Raw genomic sequence first — 22747 nt, forward strand, 5'->3', positions numbered from 1 at the left:
TTTATGGAGATACAAATATCTTTTACTTAACATATTAAGTAGGCTATTATAGAGGGATATAAATCTAATAGCTTCCCTGACACAATGAATGAATTTTATTTGTTAAGGTCGCTTCTTTTTAAGTGTCATACCCTGATATAAGTTGGCTGGAAAATAGACAATTTGTATCAGGGTATTTTATATTCGCAGAGGTTATTGGGAATCAGTGGGGAGATATTGCGTTTGATGCCGTAACAACAGGAGCAGGGGTAGGAAAAGTTACCGGAACGTTAGGAAAAGCGAGTTCGGGTGTAGAAAAGGTGAAAGGGTTAGGTAATCCATTCAAGAATATGACACTTGACCAGGTCAGGACATCGATGGGTAAGCATGTAGGTACAGGAAAACTGAAAGTAGTTCATATCGACGGCAAAACAGGATTGAATAAAACATATTATAATAATAAATCTGGTTATTCTTATAATTTGGATGAAGGTCGAAATACTAGGGTAGGTCGACAGAAAGTTGTAGAAGATTCACATATTGATGTTAACTACCCAAAAACTAGACCTAAAAATATTGAAAAGAAAAAATTACCAGTAAACAATTAATATTATGATTAATGTAATAGCAGACGGAATGGGGAGTTGTATCTATCTTGATAATGAAGGTATTGATGACATGATCCATTATTTAACTTATTTGAGAGAGAAAAATGAGACAACTTATGATCTAGTTGAAGGCAATGGATTGGATAGACTTGATGAAGATCTTCTTCCTGATGGATATAGACATATAACACATCTGGAATTGATATACATCAATGCCTTTGATAGAGATGATGGCACAGTAAGAATCATAGAAGAAGATTAATATTTCTTACCATTCTCGTGTTTTACCCTGGTATAAGTTGATTAGAAAACAACCAATTTGTATCAGGGTATTTTATATTCTTTATTATGATGCCAAAGGAGCAACGTTCCGAACAATACACATAATAGTTGATGGGTGAAGTGGATACAGGATGTACGGGTGGCATTAGTGGGACGTAACTTGCTTATGTTGTACAATAAAGCTCCATTTGATCCGGAATCTACGGCAAGCACCGGAACCTGGGGTCAGGGCATAGACAACTTCCGTCAACCCAGCTACAGAAACATGGGCTTTTCCGTTAATCTGACTTTTTAATCTTTCTTCAAAAAGATATCTTGTCCCGATATGAGCTGTCAAAACTACTCTCATCTTGTATTGGGGCAACTCTTCTATTAAAAGTCCTTAACGAAAGCCCATTACATCACTTTTTATTTGTTTCTTTGCACCAAATTCGGGTATAGTGTTGTCTTGTCATTCGAGGCAGCACTTAATTTTGCTTAGAAACTAATGGAGAAACTCAGTATAAATGCTTGTCCGGTGTGTGGCGGTACGCACTTGAAACGCGTCATGACTTGTACGGATTTTTATGCTTCGGGCGAACAGTTTGAACTGCATTCGTGTGAGGACTGTGGATTTACATTCACACAAGGAGTTCCCGTGGAAGCAGAGATAGGCACGTATTATGAGACTCCCGACTACATCTCCCACACTGATACGCGCAAGGGCGCGATGAATAATATCTACCATTACGTACGTTCTTATATGCTGGGCCGCAAAGCGCGTCTGGTAGCTAAGGAAGCGCATCGCAAGACGGGGCGTTTGCTTGATATAGGTACGGGAACCGGCTATTTTTCCGATACAATGGTTCGTCGGGGATGGAAAGTAGAGGCAGTGGAGAAAAGCCCGCAGGCACGTGAGTTTGCAAAAACACATTTCGAACTGGATGTAAAGCCCGAATCGGCTCTGAAAGAGTTTGCTCCTGCTAGTTTTGATGTCATCACTCTCTGGCATGTGATGGAGCATCTCGAATCTTTGAATGAGACTTGGGAGACGCTTCGCGAACTGCTGACAGAAAAAGGAGTATTGATTGTGGCAGTACCTAACTGCTCTTCTTATGATGCCAAGCGCTACGGTGAGTATTGGGCGGCTTATGACGTTCCCCGTCATCTTTGGCATTTCACTCCGGGCACTATACAACAGTTGGCTTCCCGCCATGGTTTTATTATGGCGGCACGTCATCCGATGCCGTTCGATGCGTTTTACGTATCTATGTTGAGCGAGAAACATCGTGGCAGTTCATGCAGTTTCTTGAAAGGGATGTTTGCCGGGACGTTGGCCTGGTTCAATGCTTTGGGAAGGAAAGAACGCAGCAGTTCAATGATTTATGTATTCCGAAAAAAGAGATAACGCATGGGAAATCAAAACAAATATAAGTCAGGTTCGATTTTCGACATGCAGTTCATCACGTCGAGTATCAGTACGACACTGGTATTGCTGTTGCTGGGACTGGTTGTCTTTTTCGTATTGACGGCGCACAATCTTTCCGTATATGTCCGCGAGAATATCAGTTTCTCCGTTCTTATCAGTGACGACATGAAAGAAGCGGATATACTGAAACTTCAGAAGAAGCTGAATCAGGAACCTTTCGTGAAACAATCCGAATATATCTCTAAAAAACAAGCATTGAAAGAACAGACGGAAGCAATGGGAACAGATCCGGAAGAATTCCTGGGCTATAACCCTTTTACCGCTTCCATCGAAATCAAACTCCATTCTGACTATGCCAACTCGGACAGCATTGCGAAGATAGAGAAATTGATTAAAAAGAACACCAACATACAAGATGTGCTCTATCGAAAGGAGTTGATTGACGCCGTGAATGATAACATTCGAAATATCAGTCTGGTACTGCTTGCCTTGGCAGTAGTGCTTACTTTTATCTCTTTTGCCTTGATAAACAATACCATAAGACTGGCTATTTATTCCAAACGCTTCCTCATTCACACCATGAAACTGGTAGGGGCGAGTTGGGGATTCATCCGGGGGCCATTCCTTCGAAAGAATGTATGGAGCGGGATATTGGCAGCCATCGTTGCCGATTCCATATTGATGGGGACCGCTTATTGGGCCGTGACGTACGAACAGGAATTACTTCAGGTCATCACGCCTGAAGTCATGTTGATAGTCTGTGCAAGCGTATTGGCGTTTGGAATTGTAATAACGTGGCTATGCGCCTATTTCTCCATGAATAAATACCTGAGAATGAAAGCAAACAGCCTGTACTATATTTAGCGGATGGCGAATGGCTGACGGCAAACCTGTGTTTGCGTGTGATTAGCATCCGTAACAACCGACTGATAGAGTAAGGGAATGATTGAAATTAGTAATTTGTAATTAAATAAACTATGTCTGACAAGCAGAAATTTGCCTTTGATAAAGTGAACTTTATCTTGCTCGCAATAGGGATGGCGATTGTTATTATCGGCTTTCTATTGATGACGGGACCTACATCGTCCGAAACGCTTTTTGAACCCGATATTTTCAGTGTACGCAGAATCAAGGTGGCGCCGGTCGTTTGCCTGTTTGGCTTTGTATCTATGATTTATGCAGTATTACGCAAACCTAAAACACAAAAAATAGAAGAATAAAGATGGGGGATTTAACAACATTTGAGACGATTATTATTGCTATTGTAGAAGGGTTGACAGAGTTCCTACCGGTTTCTTCTACAGGACACATGATTATTACACAAAACATACTAGGGGTAGAAAGTACAGAATTTGTAAAAGCGTTTACTGTAATTATTCAGTTTGGCGCAATTCTTTCAGTTGTCTGCCTTTACTGGAAACGTTTTTTCCGGTTGAATCACACACCGGCTCCTGCAGGCGCTTCTGCTTTGAAGTGTTTTTTGCATAAATTCGATTTTTATTGGAAGCTGTTGGTTGCCTTTATTCCTGCTGCAATTTTGGGTTTCCTGTTTAGCGATAAGATAGACGAGATGCTGGAAAGTGTAGCGATAGTGGCAGTGATGCTGGTAATCGGTGGTATATTCATGCTGTTTTGTGATAAGATTTTCTCGAAAGGAAGCGAAGATACTGTGCTGACAGAAAAAAAGGCATTCAATATCGGTTTGTTTCAATGTATTGCAATGATACCGGGAGTATCCCGTTCGATGGCTACCATTGTCGGAGGTATGGCCCAGAAGCTGACTCGTAAGGATGCTGCCGAATTTTCATTCTTTCTTGCCGTGCCAACTATGTTTGCGGCAACCGGTTACAAGGTGTTGAAACTCTTCCTGGATGGTGGAACCGAGATTCTTGTCAACAACATGCCGGCACTTATTATCGGTAATGTGGTGGCTTTTGTCGTTGCTTTGCTAGCTATCAAGTTCTTTATTAGCTTTGTTACGAAATATGGCTTTAAAGCATTTGGATGGTACAGAATTATTGTTGGCGGAACCATTCTGGTAATGCTGCTGCTTGGATACAACTTAGAAATTGGCTGATGAATTTTAAAAAAGGAGAAGTACTGTTTTTCAATAAACCTTTCGGATGGACTTCATTTAAGGTAGTAGGGCATGCCCGCTATCATATTTGCCGCCGGATAGGAGTGAAAAAACTAAAAGTCGGCCATGCCGGAACACTGGACCCGCTTGCAACAGGGGTGATGATTTTATGCACAGGCAAGGCAACCAAACGAATAGAAGAGTTTCAATTTCATACGAAGGAGTACGTCGCAACGCTGCGTTTGGGTGCCACTACTCCGTCATACGATTTGGAACATGAAATAGATGCCACCTACCCTACCGAACATATCACGAGGGAACTGGTGGAAGAAGTGCTGACGCACTTTATCGGTGCCATCGATCAGGTACCTCCTGCCTTCTCTGCCTGTATGGTAGACGGTAAGCGTGCTTACGAACTGGCCCGGAAAGGAGAGGAAGTCGAACTAAAAGCAAAACAGCTTGTTATCGACGAGATTGAATTGCTGGAATGTCGACTGGATGATCCGGAACCGATGATTCAAATCCGTGTCGTATGCAGCAAAGGAACCTATATCCGTGCCCTGGCCCGCGACATCGGCGAAGCACTCCATAGCGGAGCTCACCTGACAGGATTGATCCGCACCCGTGTAGGTGATGTCCGGTTGGAAGACTGCCTGAATCCTGAACACTTTAAAGAGTGGATCGACGGACAGGAGATAGAAAATGAGGAAGAAAATAATTAACGTAATAAGGAATAGATATGAAATTATCACAATTCAAATTTAAGTTACCCGAGGATAAGATCGCTCTACATCCTATGAAATATAGGGATGAGTCGCGTTTGATGGTATTGCATCGTAATACAGGTAAGATTGAGCACAAGATGTTCAAAGATGTGTTGGACTACTTTGATGATAAAGATGTGTTTATATTCAATGATACGAAGGTGTTTCCTGCCCGCTTGTACGGTAACAAGGAGAAGACAGGTGCTCGTATCGAGGTATTCTTGTTGCGTGAGTTGAATGAAGAACTTCGTTTGTGGGACGTATTGGTTGATCCGGCACGTAAGATACGTATCGGTAACAAGCTATATTTCGGTCCGGACGATTCAATGGTGGCTGAAGTGATTGATAACACCACTTCTCGCGGACGTACGCTCCGTTTCCTTTACGACGGACCTCATGACGAGTTCAAAAAGGCACTGTATTCTCTGGGTGAAACTCCACTCCCCCACTCTATTATCAACCGTCCTGTAGAACCGGAAGATGCTGAACGCTTCCAGTCTATTTTTGCAAAGAATGAAGGTGCGGTGACTGCTCCGACTGCTAGTTTGCACTTCAGCCGTGAGTTGATGAAACGTCTGGAGATCAAAGGTATAGACTTTGCATATATCACTCTGCACGCTGGTCTGGGTAACTTCCGTGACATTGACGTGGAGGACTTGACGAAGCATAAGATGGATTCGGAACAAATGTTTGTAAACGAAATGGCGGTGAAAACCGTGAATCGTGCCAAAGATAACGGTAGAAATGTATGTGCGGTAGGTACGACAGTGATGCGTGCTATTGAAAGTGCAGTCAGCACCGACGGACATCTCAAGGAATTTGAAGGATGGACTAACAAGTTTATCTTCCCTCCGTATGAATTTACCGTAGCCAATTCAATGATTTCCAATTTCCACATGCCGCTTTCTACCTTACTGATGATTGTAGCTGCTTTTGGTGGTTATGACCAGGTGATGGATGCTTATCATGTAGCATTGAAAGAAGGTTATCGTTTCGGCACGTATGGAGATGCAATGCTGATTTTGGACAAATAATGGCAAAAGTTTATCTGGGACTCGGCACTAACCTTGGGGATAAAGAACAAAATCTTCGGGATGCCGTGCAAAAAATAGAAGAGCAGGTAGGGAAAATCGTTTCCCTGTCTGCTTTTCACATAACTGCCCCTTGGGGATTTTCTTCCGATAACAGTTTCCTGAATGCAGCGGTTTGTGTAGATACCGAATTGGCTCCCATAGACGTTTTACAGAGAACGCAGGCGATTGAACAGGAATTGGGGCGTACGAAGAAATCCGTCAACGGCATATATAGCGACCGCCTGATTGATATTGACCTGTTGCTTTATGATGATTTGATACTTTCCACCACTTCTCCTTCAGGAGCAAAGTTAATCCTCCCCCATCCGTTGATGGCAGAACGTGACTTCGTCATGAAACCACTGGCGGAAATTGCTCCCGGATTAGTGCATCCGGTACTTGGAAAAACGATGAAGGAGCTTACTTCTTCTTTTTCTCCGCAATAAACACCGGTAAATAGGCAATGCATCCTATCAATACTGCATACAGCAAATGAATCTCCTGAAACGGCTTATCGATGAAATGGCAGACAATGGCATAGATGGCAATCGTGAAGCCTATATAAAGAGCCAGCACCAAAAGCGTTTTTAATTTCTTATTTAGAATCATTATAAATCTATTTATGTGTTAAATACAGGGCAAAGATACTCATTATCTCCGAAATCTCTTTATCTTTGTACCCGAAATGAAAGTGTGGACAGATTTGAGTAGCTTGCAACCACGGAAAAAAATGCTAAAACACGTCTGATTGACGCCTTTCGGTTTATCCTTTGCAGCACTCGCCTCTCCTACTCTCTCTCATTTTTTAATTTTCAATTTTTAATTCTTAATTTAAAAAGATGGGATACTTATTTACATCCGAATCGGTGTCAGAAGGACACCCCGACAAGGTAGCCGATCAAATATCGGATGCCGTGCTTGACAAACTGTTGGCTTACGACCCCAGTTCGAAAGTAGCTTGCGAAACACTAGTGACTACCGGACAAGTGGTGCTAGCGGGTGAAGTGAAAACTAAAGCGTACGTTGACCTCCAGCTCATCGCGCGCGAAGTGATTAAGAAAATCGGTTATACCAAAGGAGAGTACATGTTCGAAAGTAACTCTTGTGGCGTACTTTCTGCTATTCATGAGCAAAGTCCCGATATCAACCGTGGTGTAGAGCGTCAGGACCCGATGGAACAGGGTGCAGGCGACCAGGGTATGATGTTTGGTTACGCTACCAATGAAACGGAAAACTACATGCCGCTTTCTCTTGATCTGGCACACCGCATTCTGCAAGTGCTGGCCGACATTCGTCGTGAAGGAAAGGTGATGACTTACCTCCGCCCCGATGCCAAAAGCCAGGTTACTATTGAATATGATGATAACGGAACTCCTGTTCGCATCGATACAATCGTTGTTTCTACGCAACATGATGACTTTATCCAACCGGAAGATGATTCTCAAGCTGCCCAGCTGAAAGCTGACGAAGAAATGCTGTCTATCATCCGCCGTGATGTGATCGAGATTCTGATGCCTCGTGTCATTGCTTCTATCCATCACGATAAAGTGTTGGCGCTGTTCAATGATAAAATCATTTATCATGTGAATCCTACGGGCAAGTTCGTAATTGGTGGTCCTCACGGAGATACCGGTTTGACAGGTCGTAAGATTATCGTTGATACTTATGGTGGTAAAGGTGCTCACGGTGGTGGTGCTTTTTCCGGAAAAGATCCTAGCAAGGTAGACCGTAGCGCAGCTTATGCAGCACGCCATATCGCTAAGAATATGGTAGCGGCAGGCGTAGCAGATGAAATGCTTGTGCAGGTGAGCTATGCTATCGGTGTGGCTCGTCCGATCAATATCTTTGTAGATACTTATGGCCGTTCCCACGTCAACATGACGGATGGTGAGATTGCCCGCGTTATCGACCAGTTGTTCGATCTACGCCCGAAAGCAATCGAAGAACGTCTGAAGCTTCGTAATCCTATTTATCAGGAAACAGCTGCTTACGGTCACATGGGACGTGAACCGCAAGTGATAACGAAGAAATTCTTCTCTCGCTACGAAGGGGACAAAACTGTGGAAGTGGAACTCTTTACATGGGAGAAACTCGACTACGTAGATAAAATCAAGGCTGCTTTTGGTCTGTAAAATAGCTTGAAAGCGAGCTTAGCTCATTAGGTAAGAGCCACAATCTCAACTCCTTTTAGTAGGATATGAGGTTGTGGCTCTTGATTTTAAATAAGTTATATTTAAATAAATGTCTTTTGGATATTAATCTTCTTTTGCCGGAATTTGCTACTTTTGACCCGTAAATAAACAGACTGCCTAATGAAAACAAGATGTTGTTGTTCTAAACGCTATTTATTGGCGTTCTTTAGTTTACTTGTCAGCGTAGGTAGCATTCTGATGTCTGTCTCTCTATCTTCCTGCTCTTCTTCGGTGAAGAGTTCATTGCTACTATCTGCTGACTCATTGATGGAAATATATCCTGATAGTGCATTATCTATTTTGGAATCAATTTCCTCCCCACAGAAATTGCCACGTGCCGACAGAGCACTTTATGCGCTATTGCTTACGCAAGCAAGGCATAAAAATTATATTGCTTTAGGAGATGATTCGCTGATAAAAACGGCTGTTGAATACTATGGTGATAAGAAGAAAAGTGTACGTGCTGCAAAAGCTCATTATTATTGGGGAGCTACTTATGGTGAGAAGGGGTATACTTCATTTGCTGTAGACGAGTATTTGACGGCAATTCGGTTGATGCCTGTTAGGGATGAGTTCTTAGCAATGATATATGATAATCTTGCGGATTGTTATGAAAAAGATGATTTGTATGATATAGCGATTGAGGCTTATCGCCAAGCTTATCAGATATTAGAGGGGGGAAGTCAGCAGACATATCCATTGAGAGGTATTGCGCGTATCTGTTTATTACAAAATAAAAAGGATAGCGCATTGTTATATTATCAAAAAGCTCTTGATTATGCATTAGTAGAGCAAGACTCTAGTTTGATAGGAGCTCTTTATCATGACCTCGCTATGGTTTACAATGAAAAAAAAGATTATGTTCAAGCCGATAAATATGTATCGAAAGCAATGATTATGCAAGGGGAGGATGCTGTTAATGTCTGTTTGTCAAAAGCTCAAATTATGTTGAATTTGAATAAACTTGATTCTGCCAGTTATTTCTTTAGTAAGAATATAGACCAACTTAATATTTATGGAAAGGCTGTTTGCTATGATGGAATGCATCAAATAGCAAAGAAAAGAGGTGAATGGAAGATTGCGACAGAAAATATGGATGCATATAGAGTGCTTTATGATTCTATGCAGATTATGAATGACAATGAAGAACTCAATCGACTTATGGATAAACATCAATTAGAAGAACATAAGAGGTTATTGTCAGAACATACTAAAATGCTGGTTTTTACTTTGGTTTCTGTATTCTTTTTCTTAATGATTATTTGTGTCTTTTGTTTTATGTGGAATGATAGGAAAAGGAAAAAGCGTTATATAGCATTACAACGTGAATTGACCCAAAATCGGGTAGATACTATGCTGCTCAAAGAGGAAGAGGTCTCGGAAACTAATAAAGAAGATCTAGATAAGAAAAGGTCGAAGTTAACAGAGCAACAAATTCAATTATGTATATCTGTACTTAAAACAACTAATTGTTACGATCAATTGGAAGCATTAGAGAAAGCGACTCCTAAACAGCTATTGGTGATGCGTAGTTTGAGAAAAGAGATACGTTCTGAAATTTCTAGTGCATTTGTTGATGTGATGATGAATTTGAAGGAACGTTATCCGGCTTTAACTGGTGATGATATATTTTATTGTGTTCTTTCATTGCTTTGTTGTTCGAAAACTGTCATGATGGAGTTAATGGATGCTACATCAGATGCTCTTAAAACCCGTAAGAATCGTATAAAGAACAAAATGGATGCTCAAATTTTCGATCGCGTGTTTGGCGTTGATATTCAGTGAGATATATTGATTTCTCTAGGTTTGTTTTGCTTTTAAATGAAAGGCTGTTACCATTGTTACCGCATAAAAATCGTTTCTTTTGCTTCATCTGTGTATTTTTGGAGCGAAATTTTAAACCCATTTATTATGAAAGCTAAATTTTTACCTTTTTTGTTGTTGACTGTCTTACTTCAAGTAAGTATGTTTTCTTTTGCACATGAAATGATATCTGCACGTCAAATCAGACTAAAGAATAAAACTGAGGTACAACATCGGTCTATCCCTGTTACTCCTGATGCTTTTATTGAAAACTCATTGTTGTCTATAGATCTTCTTTCTACTGTTCCTACTGTAACTGTTATCATTAAAGATGCAGAAACAGATGAAGTAGTTTATACATCTACTGATTTAAATGTAGATAAGGTTTATATTGATCTTGCAGGTGAGGAAAAAGGTAAATATACTTTGGAGATACAACTTCCGAAGGAAGCCTTTATCGGAGATTTTGAATTAGATTAAATCTTTGGAATATATATTATTTGCAACTAACATAAGATGATATACCTAAATCATTAACTGTTGAAGCCCCGCTGTTGAAATATATGGCGCATTGCTGAAATGACGATTTAGATGACCGAAAGGGGAAAGAATCGGTTAACTTTTGTTCGTGGGCTTAATAAGCCTTGTGAAAGGCCCCATTAAGGTATATTGAAACGTAAAATTAAAATCACTTTTTTAATTGTGTGCTGGATTACTACTGGTAGGGTATTTGAACGATTTTATGGTTCAGATAATGAAGTTTATTCAGCAACAATGTGATACACCTGTTAGTAGATGAGAAATCTGTGATAGATGTATTCTCTGTGAGAAAAGCTCTTGGACTTCTTATTTTTAGAAGTCCAAGATTTTTTTTTATGAAGATAGATAAATGTGGAGATAAAAATGATCTCTGATTAAGTTGAATATGAATAACGGAATTTTTTCGTAATTTTGCCTCCTTGATATAATAATGGATAGTGATGAAGATGAATCAGATAAATTCCGTATGCGTATATAGCGCTTCCAGTACAAAGATAGATGCTGTTTACTTCCAAGCAGCCGAGACTCTCGGCCGTCTGCTTGCCGAACACCATATCCGTTTGATAAACGGAGCTGGAAGAATCGGTCTGATGTGCTCTGTGGCAGATGCTGTGTTGAAAAATGGCGGTGAAGTGACCGGAGTGATTCCCCGCTTCATGGTGGAACAAAACTGGCATCATACTGGACTGACAGAGCTGATCGAGGTAGAATCCATGCACGAACGCAAACAGAAGATGGCCAATTTGAGTGATGGTATCATCGCTTTGCCGGGTGGATGCGGTACCCTTGAAGAATTGCTGGAAATTATCACTTGGAAACAGTTGGGGTTGTATCTCAATCCGATTATAATCCTCAATACAAACAGATTTTTCGATCCGTTGCTCGAAATGCTTGAAAAAGCAATCGATGAAAACTTTATGCGACGTCAACACGGTGATATATGGAAAGTGGCGCAGACACCGGAAGAAGCTGTTCAGCTGCTTTATGAGACTCCTGTATGGGATATTTCCATTCGTAAATTTGCAGCGATATGATAGGTGATACACTAAGTTCCCAGAACACGGATACCTTGTCTCTTCTCCAGCAGAAACAGATTAGTCCGGCAAAGGCAGACAGTGATAGCCTGCAGTTGGCCGATCTTCATGCTGTACAAGAGGTTGATTCCGGCTTTGAAGGAACCCCTATCTCCTACTCTCCCCGTACAGACGATGCTATTGCACTGACATTACTGGCTTGCTTCTTTCTTTCCTCTATTGCCTTGGCACGCGGTAAGAAATTTCTCTCCCAACAGGTGAAAGACTTTGTGTTGCATCGTGAACGGACGAGCATTTTTGATAGCTCTACGGCGGCTGATGTGCGTTATCTCCTTGTGCTTGTATTGCAGACCTGTGTCTTGTCGGGCATCACATTTTTCAATTATTTTCATGATACATGTCCCGCTCTGATGGACCATGTATCCTCCCTCCTTTTGCTAGGTATTTACGTTGGTTTTTGCCTCGCTTATTTCTTACTAAAATGGTTGATTTATATGTTTCTGGGGTGGACGTTTTTTGATAAAAATAAGACAAATATATGGTTGGAATCGTATTCTGCACTCATATATTATGTCGGATTTGCCCTTTTTCCGTTCGTTCTTTTCCTGGTTTATTTTGATTTGAGTCTAACGAATTTGGTTATAATTGGGTCTATTATTTTAATTTTCACTAAAATATTGATGTTTTATAAGTGGATAAAGCTTTTTTTTCATCAATTTAGCGGGCTTTTCCTATTAATTTTGTACTTTTGCGCTCTTGAAATAGTACCTTGTCTTTTACTGTATCAGGGTATGATTCAAATGAACAATATTTTGCTAATAAAATTTTAGGACGTTGAAAATTAAAAAAGTACTAGTGTCGCAGCCTAAGCCTGCGTCAGAGAAATCTCCCTATTACGACATAGCTGAAAAGTATGGCGTTAAAATAGATTTCCGGCCCTTTATTAAGGTTGAAAGTCTTTCGGCGAAAGAATTTCGGCAACAGAAAATTTCGATTCTCGACCACACTGCCGTAATATTCACTTCGCGCCATGCTATTGACCATTTTTTCACTTTGTGTACTGAATTGCGCGTGACAATTCCCGAAACTATGAAGTATTTCTGTGTGACGGAAGCTGTTGCATTGTATATTCAGAAATATGTGCAATATCGTAAGCGTAAGATCTTCTTTGGAGCTACTGGAAAGATTGAAGACCTGATTCCTTCCATCGTAAAGCATAAAACGGAGAAGTATCTCGTTCCGATGTCAGACGTACATAATGACGATGTGAAAAACCTGCTCGACAAGAACAGCATTCAGCATACGGAAGCTGTGATGTATCGCACGGTGAGCAACGACTTTACACCGGACGAGGAGTTTGATTATGATATGTTAGTGTTCTTCAGCCCTGCCGGAGTGACTTCTTTGAAGAAGAATTTCCCGGATTTTAATCAGAAAGAGATTAAGATCGGAACGTTCGGATCTACTACTGCACAGGCTGTACGTGACGCAGGTCTCCGTCTGGACCTTGAGGCTCCTACGGTGCAGGCTCCGTCAATGACTGCCGCACTTGACATGTTTATCAAGGAAAACAATAAATAAACAGAGTGGGTATATATACTTTGTGTAAAGCCGAAAGGCTGAATAGTAAAATTTTGATCGGAAAGATGTTTGAAGGCGGTGTTTCTAAATCGTTTTCCATCTTTCCGATACGCGTTGTATATATGCCTGTCGAGCAGGGCGAGGCTCCTGCCTCCATATTAATCAGTGTATCGAAACGTCGTTTTAAACGGGCGGTGAAACGCAACCGGGTGAAACGCCAGATACGTGAAGCCTACCGGAAGAACAAGTCTCTTCTGGTGGATGAACTGCAACGCCGGGAGCAACGGTTAGCCGTTGCCTTTATCTATCTGTCGGACGAGCTTGTTGCTACTGCCGAGCTGGAAGAGAAAATGAAAATAGCGCTTGCGCGCATCTCCGAAAAACTATTCTCATGAAACCTCATCACTCCCGGATATCTACCGCGTGGGTATTCGTTACGGGAATTTTGAGAAAGGTATTTTCCTTCTTCCTGCTTGTTCCCATTTATTTTTACCGGATTTGTATTTCACCCCTTACTCCTCCCTCTTGTCGGTTCACGCCTACTTGTTCAGCGTATGCGCTCGAAGCAATTAAGAAACATGGTCCTATAAAGGGGCTTTATCTTGCTGTGCGGCGTATTCTGCGATGCCATCCCTGGGGTGGTTCCGGTTATGATCCCGTGCCTTGAGACAACTGAAACGAGAAATAGGAAATGAAAAAGAAGGTGACTGATGTTTTAGATATCCATACTCATAAACAGGAAGTTGATACCCAAGGAAAATCCATCATCAATTATCCGTTATTGGCAGACTCTCCATTGTATATGCCTCTGGCAGAGAATGTGGAAGTGACTGTGGGTAGAGGATCTTATTATTCTATCGGTATTCATCCTTGGGAGGTGAGAGAGAGTAATGTCAGTCAGCAATTGAGCTTTCTTCAACAGCAGCTGCAGAGAAAGCAGTTTGTAGCTGTAGGAGAGGCGGGGTTGGATAAATTGGCAAAAGCTCCGATGGAGCTTCAGTTAGCGGTGTTTAAGGAACAGGTAAAGTTGTCGGAAAAGCTCGGTTTGCCGTTGATTATCCACTGCGTGAAAGCAATGGAAGAACTGCTGGGTGTGAAAAAAGAATCTCGCCCCCAACAACCTTGGATATGGCATGGCTTTCGTGGAAAACCGGAGCAGGCAGTACAGTTGTTGAAGAAAGGGTTTTATCTTTCTTTTGGAGAATATTATCCCGATGAAACAATACAGATAGTCCCCGATGAACGCCTGTTTTTGGAAACGGATGACAGCTTGCTTGATATTGAAGATATCCTGTGTCAGGCAGCCAGGGTGCGTGGGGTAGAAGTGGAAGCGTTGCGTGAGGTGATTCGCCGGAATATCCAAAATGTCTTTTTTAGGGCGTAAGAGTTGTATCTTCCGAGAAAGAGTCGTACTTTTGTCGCACATGGAATTGAAATACAATAAAAACCAAATAATTAAAGAGTAATACGATGAATTTTGTAGAAGAATTGAGATGGCGTGGCATGTTGCAGGACATCATGCCGGGAACAGAAGAGTTGTTAAGCAAAGAGCAGGTGACTGCCTACTTGGGTATCGACCCGACTGCCGATTCGCTACACATTGGTCACCTTTGTGGAGTGATGATCCTTCGTCATTTCCAACGCTGCGGTCATAAGCCGTTGGCACTGATCGGTGGCGCTACAGGTATGATTGGTGACCCTTCCGGTAAATCGGCAGAACGTAACCTGCTGGACGAAGAAACGTTGCGTCACAATCAGGCATGTATCAAGAATCAGCTTGCCAAGTTCCTCGACTTCGAGTCGGATGTACCTAACCGTGCCGAGCTGGTGAACAATTACGACTGGATGAAAGACTTCACTTTCCTCGATTTTGTTCGCGAAGTAGGTAAGCACATCACTGTAAACTATATGATGGCGAAAGACTCTGTGAAACGTCGTCTGAATGGTGAAGCGCGTGATGGATTGTCATTTACCGAGTTCACTTACCAATTACTTCAAGGATATGACTTTCTTCATTTGTATGAAACAAAGGGTTGTAAACTCCAAATGGGTGGTTCCGACCAGTGGGGAAACATCACTACTGGTGCCGAATTGATCCGCCGTACCAATGGGGGAGAGGTATTCGCATTGACTTGCCCCCTGATTACAAAGGCTGATGGTGGTAAGTTTGGTAAAACAGAATCTGGAAATATCTGGCTGGACCCTCGCTATACTTCACCTTACAAGTTCTATCAGTTCTGGTTGAATGTAAGCGACTCCGATGCCGAACGCTATATTAAAATCTTCACTTCTATCGAGAAAGAAGAAATTGAAGCATTAATTGCCGAACATCAGGAAGCTCCGCATTTGCGTCTTCTCCAGAAACGTCTGGCTAAGGAAGTGACTGTGATGGTTCATTCTGAAGATGATTATAACGCAGCAGTAGACGCATCGAACATTTTGTTCGGTAATGCGACTTCGGAAGCTCTGCGCAAACTGGATGAAGATACGCTGCTTGCTGTATTCGAAGGAGTGCCTCAATTTGAGATTTCCCGTGATGCGCTGGCAGAAGGAGTAAAGGCTGTTGATCTATTCGTTGATAATGCGGCCGTATTTGCGTCGAAAGGTGAAATGCGTAAGTTGGTTCAGGGCGGTGGCGTTTCGTTGAATAAGGAGAAGCTGGCGACCTTTGATCAGGTAATTACGATTGCTGACCTGCTCGACGAGAAATATCTGCTTGTTCAGCGCGGTAAAAAGAACTATTATCTGCTGATTGCAAAGTAATAATGCACGATTCACTCGATAGAATATAAAAAAGTGAACGAAATATTTGGAGGTTTGCTTGCAAACCTCTATCTTTGCACCGCTTTTTAACAGAAAGCACATAAGTTTGGACTATGGTGTAATGGTAGCACAACAGGTTTTGGTTCTGTTTGTCCAAGTTCGAATCTTGGTAGTCCAACGAAGAAAAGCCCTGAAAGAGAATATCTTTCGGGGCTTTTTCTTTTTTTGTGGATGCGAAGTCACTTCTTGAGTCATTAGAATGTTCACATACGGAACAACAACACGATGATTTCTATGTTTTAGTTGCAGAAGCGGAGAAAGATGCTTTAAAGAAGTATCTTTCTATTAGGATGTAAGAAATTTGTTATAGCTTATTTGTACGTAATATTGACTGTTTCGATGTTTGCCTTACCCATATTTGAATAGACTTCTATATTGTTAGCAATAATATATTTACAGTTCTATAATAAATCCGAATACCGTTTTTAATAAATAGTGGGAGAGTTTATTAAGAACGGTATCAGAGTTTATTAGAAACTATTTTCAGAGAATTATCAGAATGTTTGTGACTTATATATACAAAATGGGAGAAGATCAGTGCTGATTTTCTCCCATTCGGTTCTTCCATATATGGAAATATATGTTTTGATAATGTGTTATTATGTCTTGATTTTTATATAACTCATATTACTTTTTTCTTTTTCTGTTCTCCAAAGATACAAAATAAAAAGAGGAAAGTCAATAGCTGATCCTACATTAATGGCAGGTTCAAACCGTATTGAGTAGAAATCTCTCCCAAAACGTATTATAGTTCGTTAAAAAAGTGTACATTGCACAGATTCTGGACATTTTTGGTGGATAATTGGAACAAAATTGCAAGGTAAACCCGTTTTCTTTTGCTATTTTTGCATCGTGTACGTAAACGAAGTGCACGTAGAAAGAGAACTTATTCAATAACTATAAATAAATAAGGTATGAAAACGAACTATGAAATTCGCTATGCTGCGCATCCGGAAGATGCAAAAAGTTATGATACAACAAGAATCCGCAGAGATTTCTTAATCGAAAAGATATTTGTCCCCAATGAAGTAAATATGGTATATTCCATGTACGACCGTATGGTGGTAGGTGGTGCGCTTCCGGTAGGAGAGGTGCTGACGCTTGAAGCGATTGATCCGCTGAAAGCTCCGTTCTTCCTCACCCGTCGCGAAATGGGTATCTACAATGTCGGCGGTCCCGGTATTGTGAAAGCAGGCGACGCAGAGTTCGAACTGGACTATAAAGAAGCTCTTTATCTGGGTTCGGGCGATCGCGAAGTGACTTTCGAAAGCAAAGACGCTGCTCATCCTGCTAAATTCTACTTCAACTCACTGACTGCACACCGCAACTATCCCGACCGTAAGGTGACGAAAGCCGATGCCGTGGTAGCTGAAATGGGTTCTTTGGAAGGTTCCAATCACCGCAACATCAATAAGATGTTGGTGAATCAGGTGTTGCCTACCTGCCAGTTGCAGATGGGTATGACGGAACTCGCTCCGGGAAGTGTGTGGAACACGATGCCGGCACACGTACACAGCCGTCGTATGGAAGCCTACTTCTATTTCGAAATTCCCGAAGATCATGCTATCTGCCACTTCATGGGTGAGGTAGGCGAGACGCGTCACGTATGGATGAAAGGCGATCAGGCCGTTCTTTCACCCGAATGGTCAATCCACTCGGCTGCTGCTACCCACAACTATACTTTTATCTGGGGAATGGGTGGCGAGAACCTTGACTACAGCGATCAGGACTTCTCGTTGATTACAGATTTGAAATAACAACTACAATAGTTTTCCTAATTTAATAACAAAAAGAATTATGAATCAGTTTTTGAATTTTTCTTTGGAAGGTAAAGTAGCTCTCGTTACAGGTGCTTCTTATGGTATCGGATTTGCTATTGCTTCTGCATTTGCAGAACAAGGCGCTAAAGTTTGTTTTAACGACATCAATCAAGAGTTGGTAGACAAAGGTATGGCTGCTTATGCTGCAAAAGGTATCAAAGCTCACGGTTACGTATGCGACGTGACAGACGAACCGGCTGTTCAGGCGATGGTTGCTACGATTGCAAAAGAAGTAGGTACAATTGATATCCTTGTAAATAACGCAGGTATTATCCGTCGTGTTCCTATGCACGAGATGGATGCTGCTGATTTCCGTCGTGTAATCGACATCGATTTGAATGCTCCGTTCATCGTTGCTAAGGCTGTTTTGCCGGCTATGATGGAAAAACGTGCAGGTAAGATCATCAACATCTGTTCTATGATGTCTGAATTGGGTCGTGAAACTGTATCTGCTTACGCTGCCGCTAAGGGTGGTTTGAAGATGCTGACTCGCAATATCTGTTCTGAATATGGTGAATACAACATCCAGTGTAATGGTATCGGCCCGGGTTACATCGCTACTCCGCAAACTGCTCCTCTTCGTGAGCCGCAGGCAGACGGAAGCCGTCACCCATTCGATTCATTCATCTGCGCTAAGACTCCTGCCGGTCGTTGGTTGGATCCGGAAGAACTGACAGGTCCTGCCGTGTTCCTTGCTTCTGAAGCTTCTAACGCTGTTAACGGTCACATTCTCTACGTAGATGGTGGTATTCTTGCTTATATCGGAAAACAACCGAAATAATAGCTGATAGAAGAGATTCCGGTAAGGTGATAGAATGGCAAAGAGCATCCTCTTTTCATCTGTCACCTTATTTTTTATTATTCCCTTTGCCGGATATAATAGCCTCTGATTTGCAAAGTATATGTTATTCATTCAATGTAGACTAATTATGAGAAAGATATTAATTCTGTTTGCTGTAGCCTTGATCGGTTTTGCTTCCTGTGCCGACAGCAAGCAGTCAATGACAGTCACAGTGACCAATCCTTTGGCTCTTGAACGGGCAGGAGAGATGGTTGAGGTGCCGATGAGCGATGTGGTCGCTAAATTGAAACTGGCGGATACGGCACAGATTGTGGTGCTTGACGTCGACGGTCAGCAAGTGCCTTATCAGGTGACGTATGATGAGAAGGTGGTCTTCCCCGTTACGGTAGGGGCAAACAGTGCGGTTACTTATACCATTCAACCGGGCACACCGGCGCCTTTTGATGTCATTGCTTGCGGTAAATATTACCCCGAACGTCTGGACGACGTTGCCTGGGAGAATGATCTTGGCGGATTCCGTGCTTATGGTCCTGCTTTGCAGGCTCGTGGAGAACGTGGTTTCGGCTACGATCTTTTTACGAAGTATAACACTACGGAGCCGATTTTGGAATCTCTGTATGCTGAAGAGCTCAATCCTGAAAAGCGTGCTAAGATAGCCGAACTGAAAAAGACAGACCCGAAAGCCGCTTCCGAATTGCAGAATGCCATCTCTTACCATATCGATCATGGATACGGTATGGATTGCTATGCCGTAGGACCCACATTGGGTGCCGGCGTTGCCGCTTTGATGGCAGGTGACACTATTATCTATCCTTACTGCTATCGCACACAGGAAATCCTTGATAATGGTCCGTTGCGTTTCACGGTGAAGCTGGAGTTTAATCCGCTGGTGGTCCGTGGAGATTCTAACGTGGTGGAAACACGCGTCATCTCCTTGGATGCAGGCTCTTATCTCAATAAAACTGTTGTTTCATATACCAATTTGAAAGAAGCAATGCCGGTAACTACGGGACTTGTGTTGCGTGAACCGGACGGTGCGGTTGTGGCAGATGCTGCAAATGGCTATATCACTTACGTAGATCCTACAACTGACCGTAGCGGTGCGAATGGTAAGATATTTGTGGGTGCTGCATTCCCTGCACAGGTAAAAGAGGCGAAAGTGGTTCTTCTTTCCGAAAAGGAAAAGAAAGATCGTGGCGGAGCCGACGGTCATGTGCTCGCTATCAGCGAATATGAGCCGGGTTCTGAATATACTTATTACTGGGGATCTGCCTGGGATAAGGCGGCTATCAAAACAGCCGATGCCTGGAATAAATACATGGCTGAATATGCGCAGAAATTGCGTACTCCGCTGGCGGTAGCATATTAAGTTTGTTTTTGGTATAAAATACCCTGTTTGTAGGCTGTTAATACTTGTCGTATAAGGTATTAACAGCCTATCTGGTAAGTGTTAATACTTGAGACGACAGATGTTAATATTCTATACGTCAAGTTTTAATGGCTTGTATGACGGCTGATAACAGCTTGCGTGCCAAGAGAACCATCTGATAGGTTGTTTGGCAATATTCCATCTCCTGGCTTCCTTATTTATCTTTATTTCTTTGGAGGAAAGAAACTTTTGCTTAAAGTTTTCTTTCTGAAAAAGAAAGAAAACTAAGAATGTGTCGTAGTTACATACGGTAAAGTAAATATAAATGTAGTCCCCTTACCAAACTCGGAGCTGACGGAAATCTTGCCACCAAACCGTTCAATGATAGATTTGCAGATGGATAATCCCAGTCCTGTTCCTTGTGCATAATTGTTCAGTTTTGTAAAACGCTCGAACACATGTCCCACTTTCTCCGGTTCAATTCCCATTCCAGTATCTGTTACATGGAAGATGATCTGGTTGTCTGTCAGTTTGTAGCCATAACTGATGCTGCCTTTTTTGGTAAATTTGATAGCATTCCCGACCAGATTCGAAATCACCTGAAATATCCGGTCTTTGTCTGTTGTGATCATCAGGCTCTCGTCCGAAGGCTCGTAGATAAGGCTTACTTCCTGCGGAATACGGAATATATGGGCATTGCGCACTTCCAGGCAGATGTTGTGGAGACTGGTAGGTCTGAAAGAAAATTCAATAATTCCCGATTCAATCTTCGAGAGATCGAGGATCTCGTTGATAAGTTGCAGAAGCCGTTCGTTGTTGCTATTAACGATGTTGTAATATTTTTTGCGTTCTTCCGCATCGTCGCTTTCGGCAATGAGATATGAAAAACCGACAATGGCATTTAGTGGAGTTCGTATTTCATGGCTCATATTGGCGAGAAAAGCCGATTTCAGGTTATCGGCCATCTCTGCTTTCTCTTTTGCCGACTGGAGTTCACGTTTTATGATTTCCAGTTCCGTGATGTCCCATTCGATGCTGACGATGATGGGGGAAGACAATTCGTCTCCATCCACCCGAATTTTCCGTTTGTCAAGGATTATCAGATTTCCATTTTTGTCTTTCTCTTCAACAATCCAGTGTAACCCTTTCCCTGTGGTAGCTACCTGGATATCTTCCTGCCTCTTCTTTTCGGCTACTGCGCGAGGATGAAAGTCAAAATCATTCTTGCCAATTGGGTCATATGGATAAATATCCCGATTGTACGATTCGCGATTTCGGTAGATGTATCGGAAGTTGTTATTGATCTCTTTTACTACAATTCCGGCGGGGAGGTTGTTGATGGTGGTATCCATGATCCGGTTGAGCCGTTTGATTTTGGCTTCATATCGGATTCGCTCGGAAATGTCATGGGCGAATGACCAATAACTTTCCTCACCGGAGTCATTAGTTACGTTATACATTGTGCCTTCGTAGCCCAATATGTTTTTATTAGTTTTCGAGGGATAGTAGGAGGTGAAATTGCAGCTTTCACCGTGTCTTATTTTTTTGTACCGCTCTTCCCAAGCTTTTTGCGTAGGTATGTTTTCGGCGATATTATAAATTTTCAGTTGGCTAAGGTCTTCGTTTTCGGCAATTCCGTGATTATATAAGAAACAGCGGTTGGCGAAGATAATCGTACCATCGGGTTTGGCAGCGAAGATACTCTCTTGAACGTTGTTGATGGCGTGTGTCAGTGTATTGATGTGGTTTCTGCGATGTTGTATGTCCGTGATATCCTGAATATATCCTTCGATATTGAAGCTACCGTCGGAGAGTTGTTTGCGCAGATAAGTCTGAATGCGCATATAAAATATTTCCCCATTTGAGCGGACACGATAGCTGATACTTTCCATGTTGAGTTCTTCTTCGTTCGTATACCACCATTTTTTGAAACTTTGACGATCTTCTTTTACGATTAGTTCGATATATTTTTCAATAGTAATATTTTGGATATTTTCCTCACATGAAACTCCCGTATAGTCCGAACAATGTAGCACGTTTTTATACGTATTGTATGTCCATTGTCCGATTTGAGCCACTTTTTGAATCGTTCGTAGCGTATAGTTCGCCTGTTCCAGTTGACGTTTTACATTGCTTCTTTGCGTGATGTCACGATATTGGCAAAGTACCATGTCGTCATAAGGAAACATGAGGCATTTGAAGTAAAAAGTATCGTCTTTCAGCACTAGCTTGAAGTTCTTGCTAATACTCCGCTGCTCTTTGAGCACAGCCTGAAAAATGGGTATTACCCTCTTTCTCGTATATTCCGGTAAAAGTTCGAATATATTTTCTCCTAAAAGTATATCTTCTTGCAGAAACCACAAGTCACAATGAGGTTCAATATCTATGCAGACGCCATGTTTGTCGACCAATAACATAGTGTCTGCTGTCAGTCTCAAAATTCTTTGTGCGTTATTCACGTTATGTAATATTCTGTTCATGTTTTTTTATTAGTTGGACGTACAGATTGTTATTTGTAAAGTGATTTTGCATAAGTTTTGTTTGATGTACAGCTCTTTGTTTTTTTGATGGTTTTCAAATTAGTTTTATGCA

The 22747-nt window shown here is 41.8% G+C and carries 23 protein-coding genes, 1 tRNA gene and 2 pseudogenes; 24 read left to right on the top strand and 2 right to left on the bottom strand.

What is annotated here, in order from left to right; genetic code table 11:
• The first annotated feature begins 122 nt into the window (after positions 1-122).
• The 10 genes and pseudogenes from H8796_RS25355 to folK all read left to right on the top strand — a co-directional run bounded on the left by H8796_RS25355 (position 123) and on the right by folK (position 6637).
• Positions 123-587: a hypothetical protein gene (locus H8796_RS25355; protein ID WP_233530327.1), complete on the top strand. Its 465-nt coding sequence runs from the start codon at positions 123-125 to the stop codon at positions 585-587.
• 4 nt (positions 588-591) lie between these two features.
• Positions 592-849: a hypothetical protein gene (locus H8796_RS05655; RefSeq protein WP_117933399.1), complete on the top strand. Its 258-nt coding sequence runs from the start codon at positions 592-594 to the stop codon at positions 847-849.
• A gap of 132 nt (positions 850-981) precedes the next feature.
• A pseudogene (locus H8796_RS05660) lies at positions 982-1164 on the top strand (hypothetical protein); the annotation flags it as partial.
• Between the two features lie 192 nt (positions 1165-1356).
• Positions 1357-2256: a methyltransferase domain-containing protein gene (locus H8796_RS05665; RefSeq protein WP_117933403.1), complete on the top strand. Its 900-nt coding sequence runs from the start codon at positions 1357-1359 to the stop codon at positions 2254-2256.
• 3 nt (positions 2257-2259) lie between these two features.
• Positions 2260-3141: an ABC transporter permease gene (locus tag H8796_RS05670; protein ID WP_009001365.1), complete on the top strand. Its 882-nt coding sequence runs from the start codon at positions 2260-2262 to the stop codon at positions 3139-3141.
• Between the two features lie 113 nt (positions 3142-3254).
• A complete protein-coding gene (locus tag H8796_RS05675; protein WP_117933405.1) occupies positions 3255-3497 on the top strand; it encodes a DUF3098 domain-containing protein in 243 nt (80 codons plus the stop codon).
• Positions 3498-3499: 2 nt separating this feature from the next.
• Positions 3500-4354, top strand: coding sequence for an undecaprenyl-diphosphate phosphatase (locus H8796_RS05680; protein ID WP_004322592.1), 855 nt, complete (start codon positions 3500-3502; stop codon positions 4352-4354).
• Entirely contained in the window at positions 4354-5076 is a 723-nt protein-coding gene (gene truB, locus H8796_RS05685; RefSeq protein ID WP_117933407.1) for a tRNA pseudouridine(55) synthase TruB, read from the top strand. The genes H8796_RS05680 and truB overlap by 1 nt, the downstream gene beginning before the upstream one ends.
• Before the next feature lie 17 nt (positions 5077-5093).
• On the top strand, positions 5094-6152 hold the full coding sequence (gene queA / locus H8796_RS05690; RefSeq protein ID WP_004302895.1) for a tRNA preQ1(34) S-adenosylmethionine ribosyltransferase-isomerase QueA: 1059 nt from the start codon (positions 5094-5096) through the stop codon (positions 6150-6152).
• A complete protein-coding gene (gene folK, locus H8796_RS05695) occupies positions 6152-6637 on the top strand; it encodes a 2-amino-4-hydroxy-6-hydroxymethyldihydropteridine diphosphokinase (RefSeq protein WP_117933409.1) in 486 nt (161 codons plus the stop codon). Before queA ends, folK begins: the two co-directional genes overlap by 1 nt.
• Here folK and H8796_RS05700 read toward each other — a convergent pair.
• A complete protein-coding gene (locus tag H8796_RS05700; protein ID WP_004302899.1) occupies positions 6612-6800 on the bottom strand; it encodes a hypothetical protein in 189 nt (62 codons plus the stop codon). The genes folK and H8796_RS05700 overlap by 26 nt on opposite strands.
• Before the next feature lie 230 nt (positions 6801-7030).
• On the opposite strand from H8796_RS05700, the gene metK reads away from it, so the two are divergent.
• The 14 genes from metK to H8796_RS05770 all read left to right on the top strand — a co-directional run bounded on the left by metK (position 7031) and on the right by H8796_RS05770 (position 20155).
• Complete coding sequence (gene metK / locus H8796_RS05705) at positions 7031-8323, top strand: methionine adenosyltransferase (protein ID WP_008023738.1); 1293 nt, start codon at positions 7031-7033, stop codon at positions 8321-8323.
• A 180-nt stretch (positions 8324-8503) separates the two neighbouring features.
• Positions 8504-10168 (top strand): tetratricopeptide repeat protein, encoded by a 1665-nt coding sequence (locus H8796_RS05710; RefSeq protein ID WP_122136084.1) that lies wholly within the window; start codon positions 8504-8506, stop codon positions 10166-10168.
• 126 nt (positions 10169-10294) lie between these two features.
• A complete protein-coding gene (locus H8796_RS05715; protein WP_117933413.1) occupies positions 10295-10666 on the top strand; it encodes a DUF3244 domain-containing protein in 372 nt (123 codons plus the stop codon).
• A gap of 506 nt (positions 10667-11172) precedes the next feature.
• Entirely contained in the window at positions 11173-11760 is a 588-nt protein-coding gene (locus H8796_RS05720; protein WP_117933557.1) for a TIGR00730 family Rossman fold protein, read from the top strand.
• The gene (locus tag H8796_RS05725; protein ID WP_187343948.1) at positions 11757-12590 is read left to right on the top strand and encodes a DUF4271 domain-containing protein; all 834 of its coding nucleotides are present in this window, start codon (positions 11757-11759) and stop codon (positions 12588-12590) included. The genes H8796_RS05720 and H8796_RS05725 overlap by 4 nt, the downstream gene beginning before the upstream one ends.
• 4 nt (positions 12591-12594) lie before the next feature.
• Entirely contained in the window at positions 12595-13341 is a 747-nt protein-coding gene (locus H8796_RS05730; RefSeq protein ID WP_004307801.1) for a uroporphyrinogen-III synthase, read from the top strand.
• A gap of 5 nt (positions 13342-13346) precedes the next feature.
• Positions 13347-13736 (top strand): ribonuclease P protein component, encoded by a 390-nt coding sequence (gene rnpA / locus H8796_RS05735; protein ID WP_004298908.1) that lies wholly within the window; start codon positions 13347-13349, stop codon positions 13734-13736.
• Entirely contained in the window at positions 13733-14008 is a 276-nt protein-coding gene (gene yidD, locus H8796_RS05740) for a membrane protein insertion efficiency factor YidD (protein WP_007762735.1), read from the top strand. The genes rnpA and yidD overlap by 4 nt, the downstream gene beginning before the upstream one ends.
• A gap of 24 nt (positions 14009-14032) precedes the next feature.
• Positions 14033-14725, top strand: coding sequence for a TatD family hydrolase (locus H8796_RS05745; protein WP_117933415.1), 693 nt, complete (start codon positions 14033-14035; stop codon positions 14723-14725).
• Between the two features lie 86 nt (positions 14726-14811).
• Entirely contained in the window at positions 14812-16104 is a 1293-nt protein-coding gene (gene tyrS / locus H8796_RS05750) for a tyrosine--tRNA ligase (RefSeq protein WP_117933417.1), read from the top strand.
• Between the two features lie 107 nt (positions 16105-16211).
• Positions 16212-16282 (top strand) — tRNA-Gln (locus tag H8796_RS05755).
• Between the two features lie 796 nt (positions 16283-17078).
• Positions 17079-17921 carry a 5-dehydro-4-deoxy-D-glucuronate isomerase gene (gene kduI / locus H8796_RS05760; protein ID WP_117933419.1) on the top strand — a complete coding sequence of 281 codons (843 nt, stop codon included), beginning with the start codon at positions 17079-17081 and terminating at the stop codon, positions 17919-17921.
• A 40-nt stretch (positions 17922-17961) separates the two neighbouring features.
• The gene (locus tag H8796_RS05765) at positions 17962-18765 is read left to right on the top strand and encodes a gluconate 5-dehydrogenase (RefSeq protein ID WP_004296873.1); all 804 of its coding nucleotides are present in this window, start codon (positions 17962-17964) and stop codon (positions 18763-18765) included.
• A gap of 148 nt (positions 18766-18913) precedes the next feature.
• Positions 18914-20155, top strand: coding sequence for a DUF4861 domain-containing protein (locus tag H8796_RS05770; protein WP_117933421.1), 1242 nt, complete (start codon positions 18914-18916; stop codon positions 20153-20155).
• A gap of 305 nt (positions 20156-20460) precedes the next feature.
• On the opposite strand, the pseudogene H8796_RS05775 reads toward H8796_RS05770, so the two are convergent.
• Positions 20461-22635, bottom strand: a pseudogene (locus tag H8796_RS05775) (ATP-binding protein); the annotation flags it as partial.
• Positions 22636-22747: the final 112 nt, after the last annotated feature.

Origin of the sequence: Bacteroides sp. M10 (assembly GCF_014334015.1) — a bacterium.
GTDB lineage: Bacteria > Bacteroidota > Bacteroidia > Bacteroidales > Bacteroidaceae > Bacteroides > Bacteroides intestinigallinarum.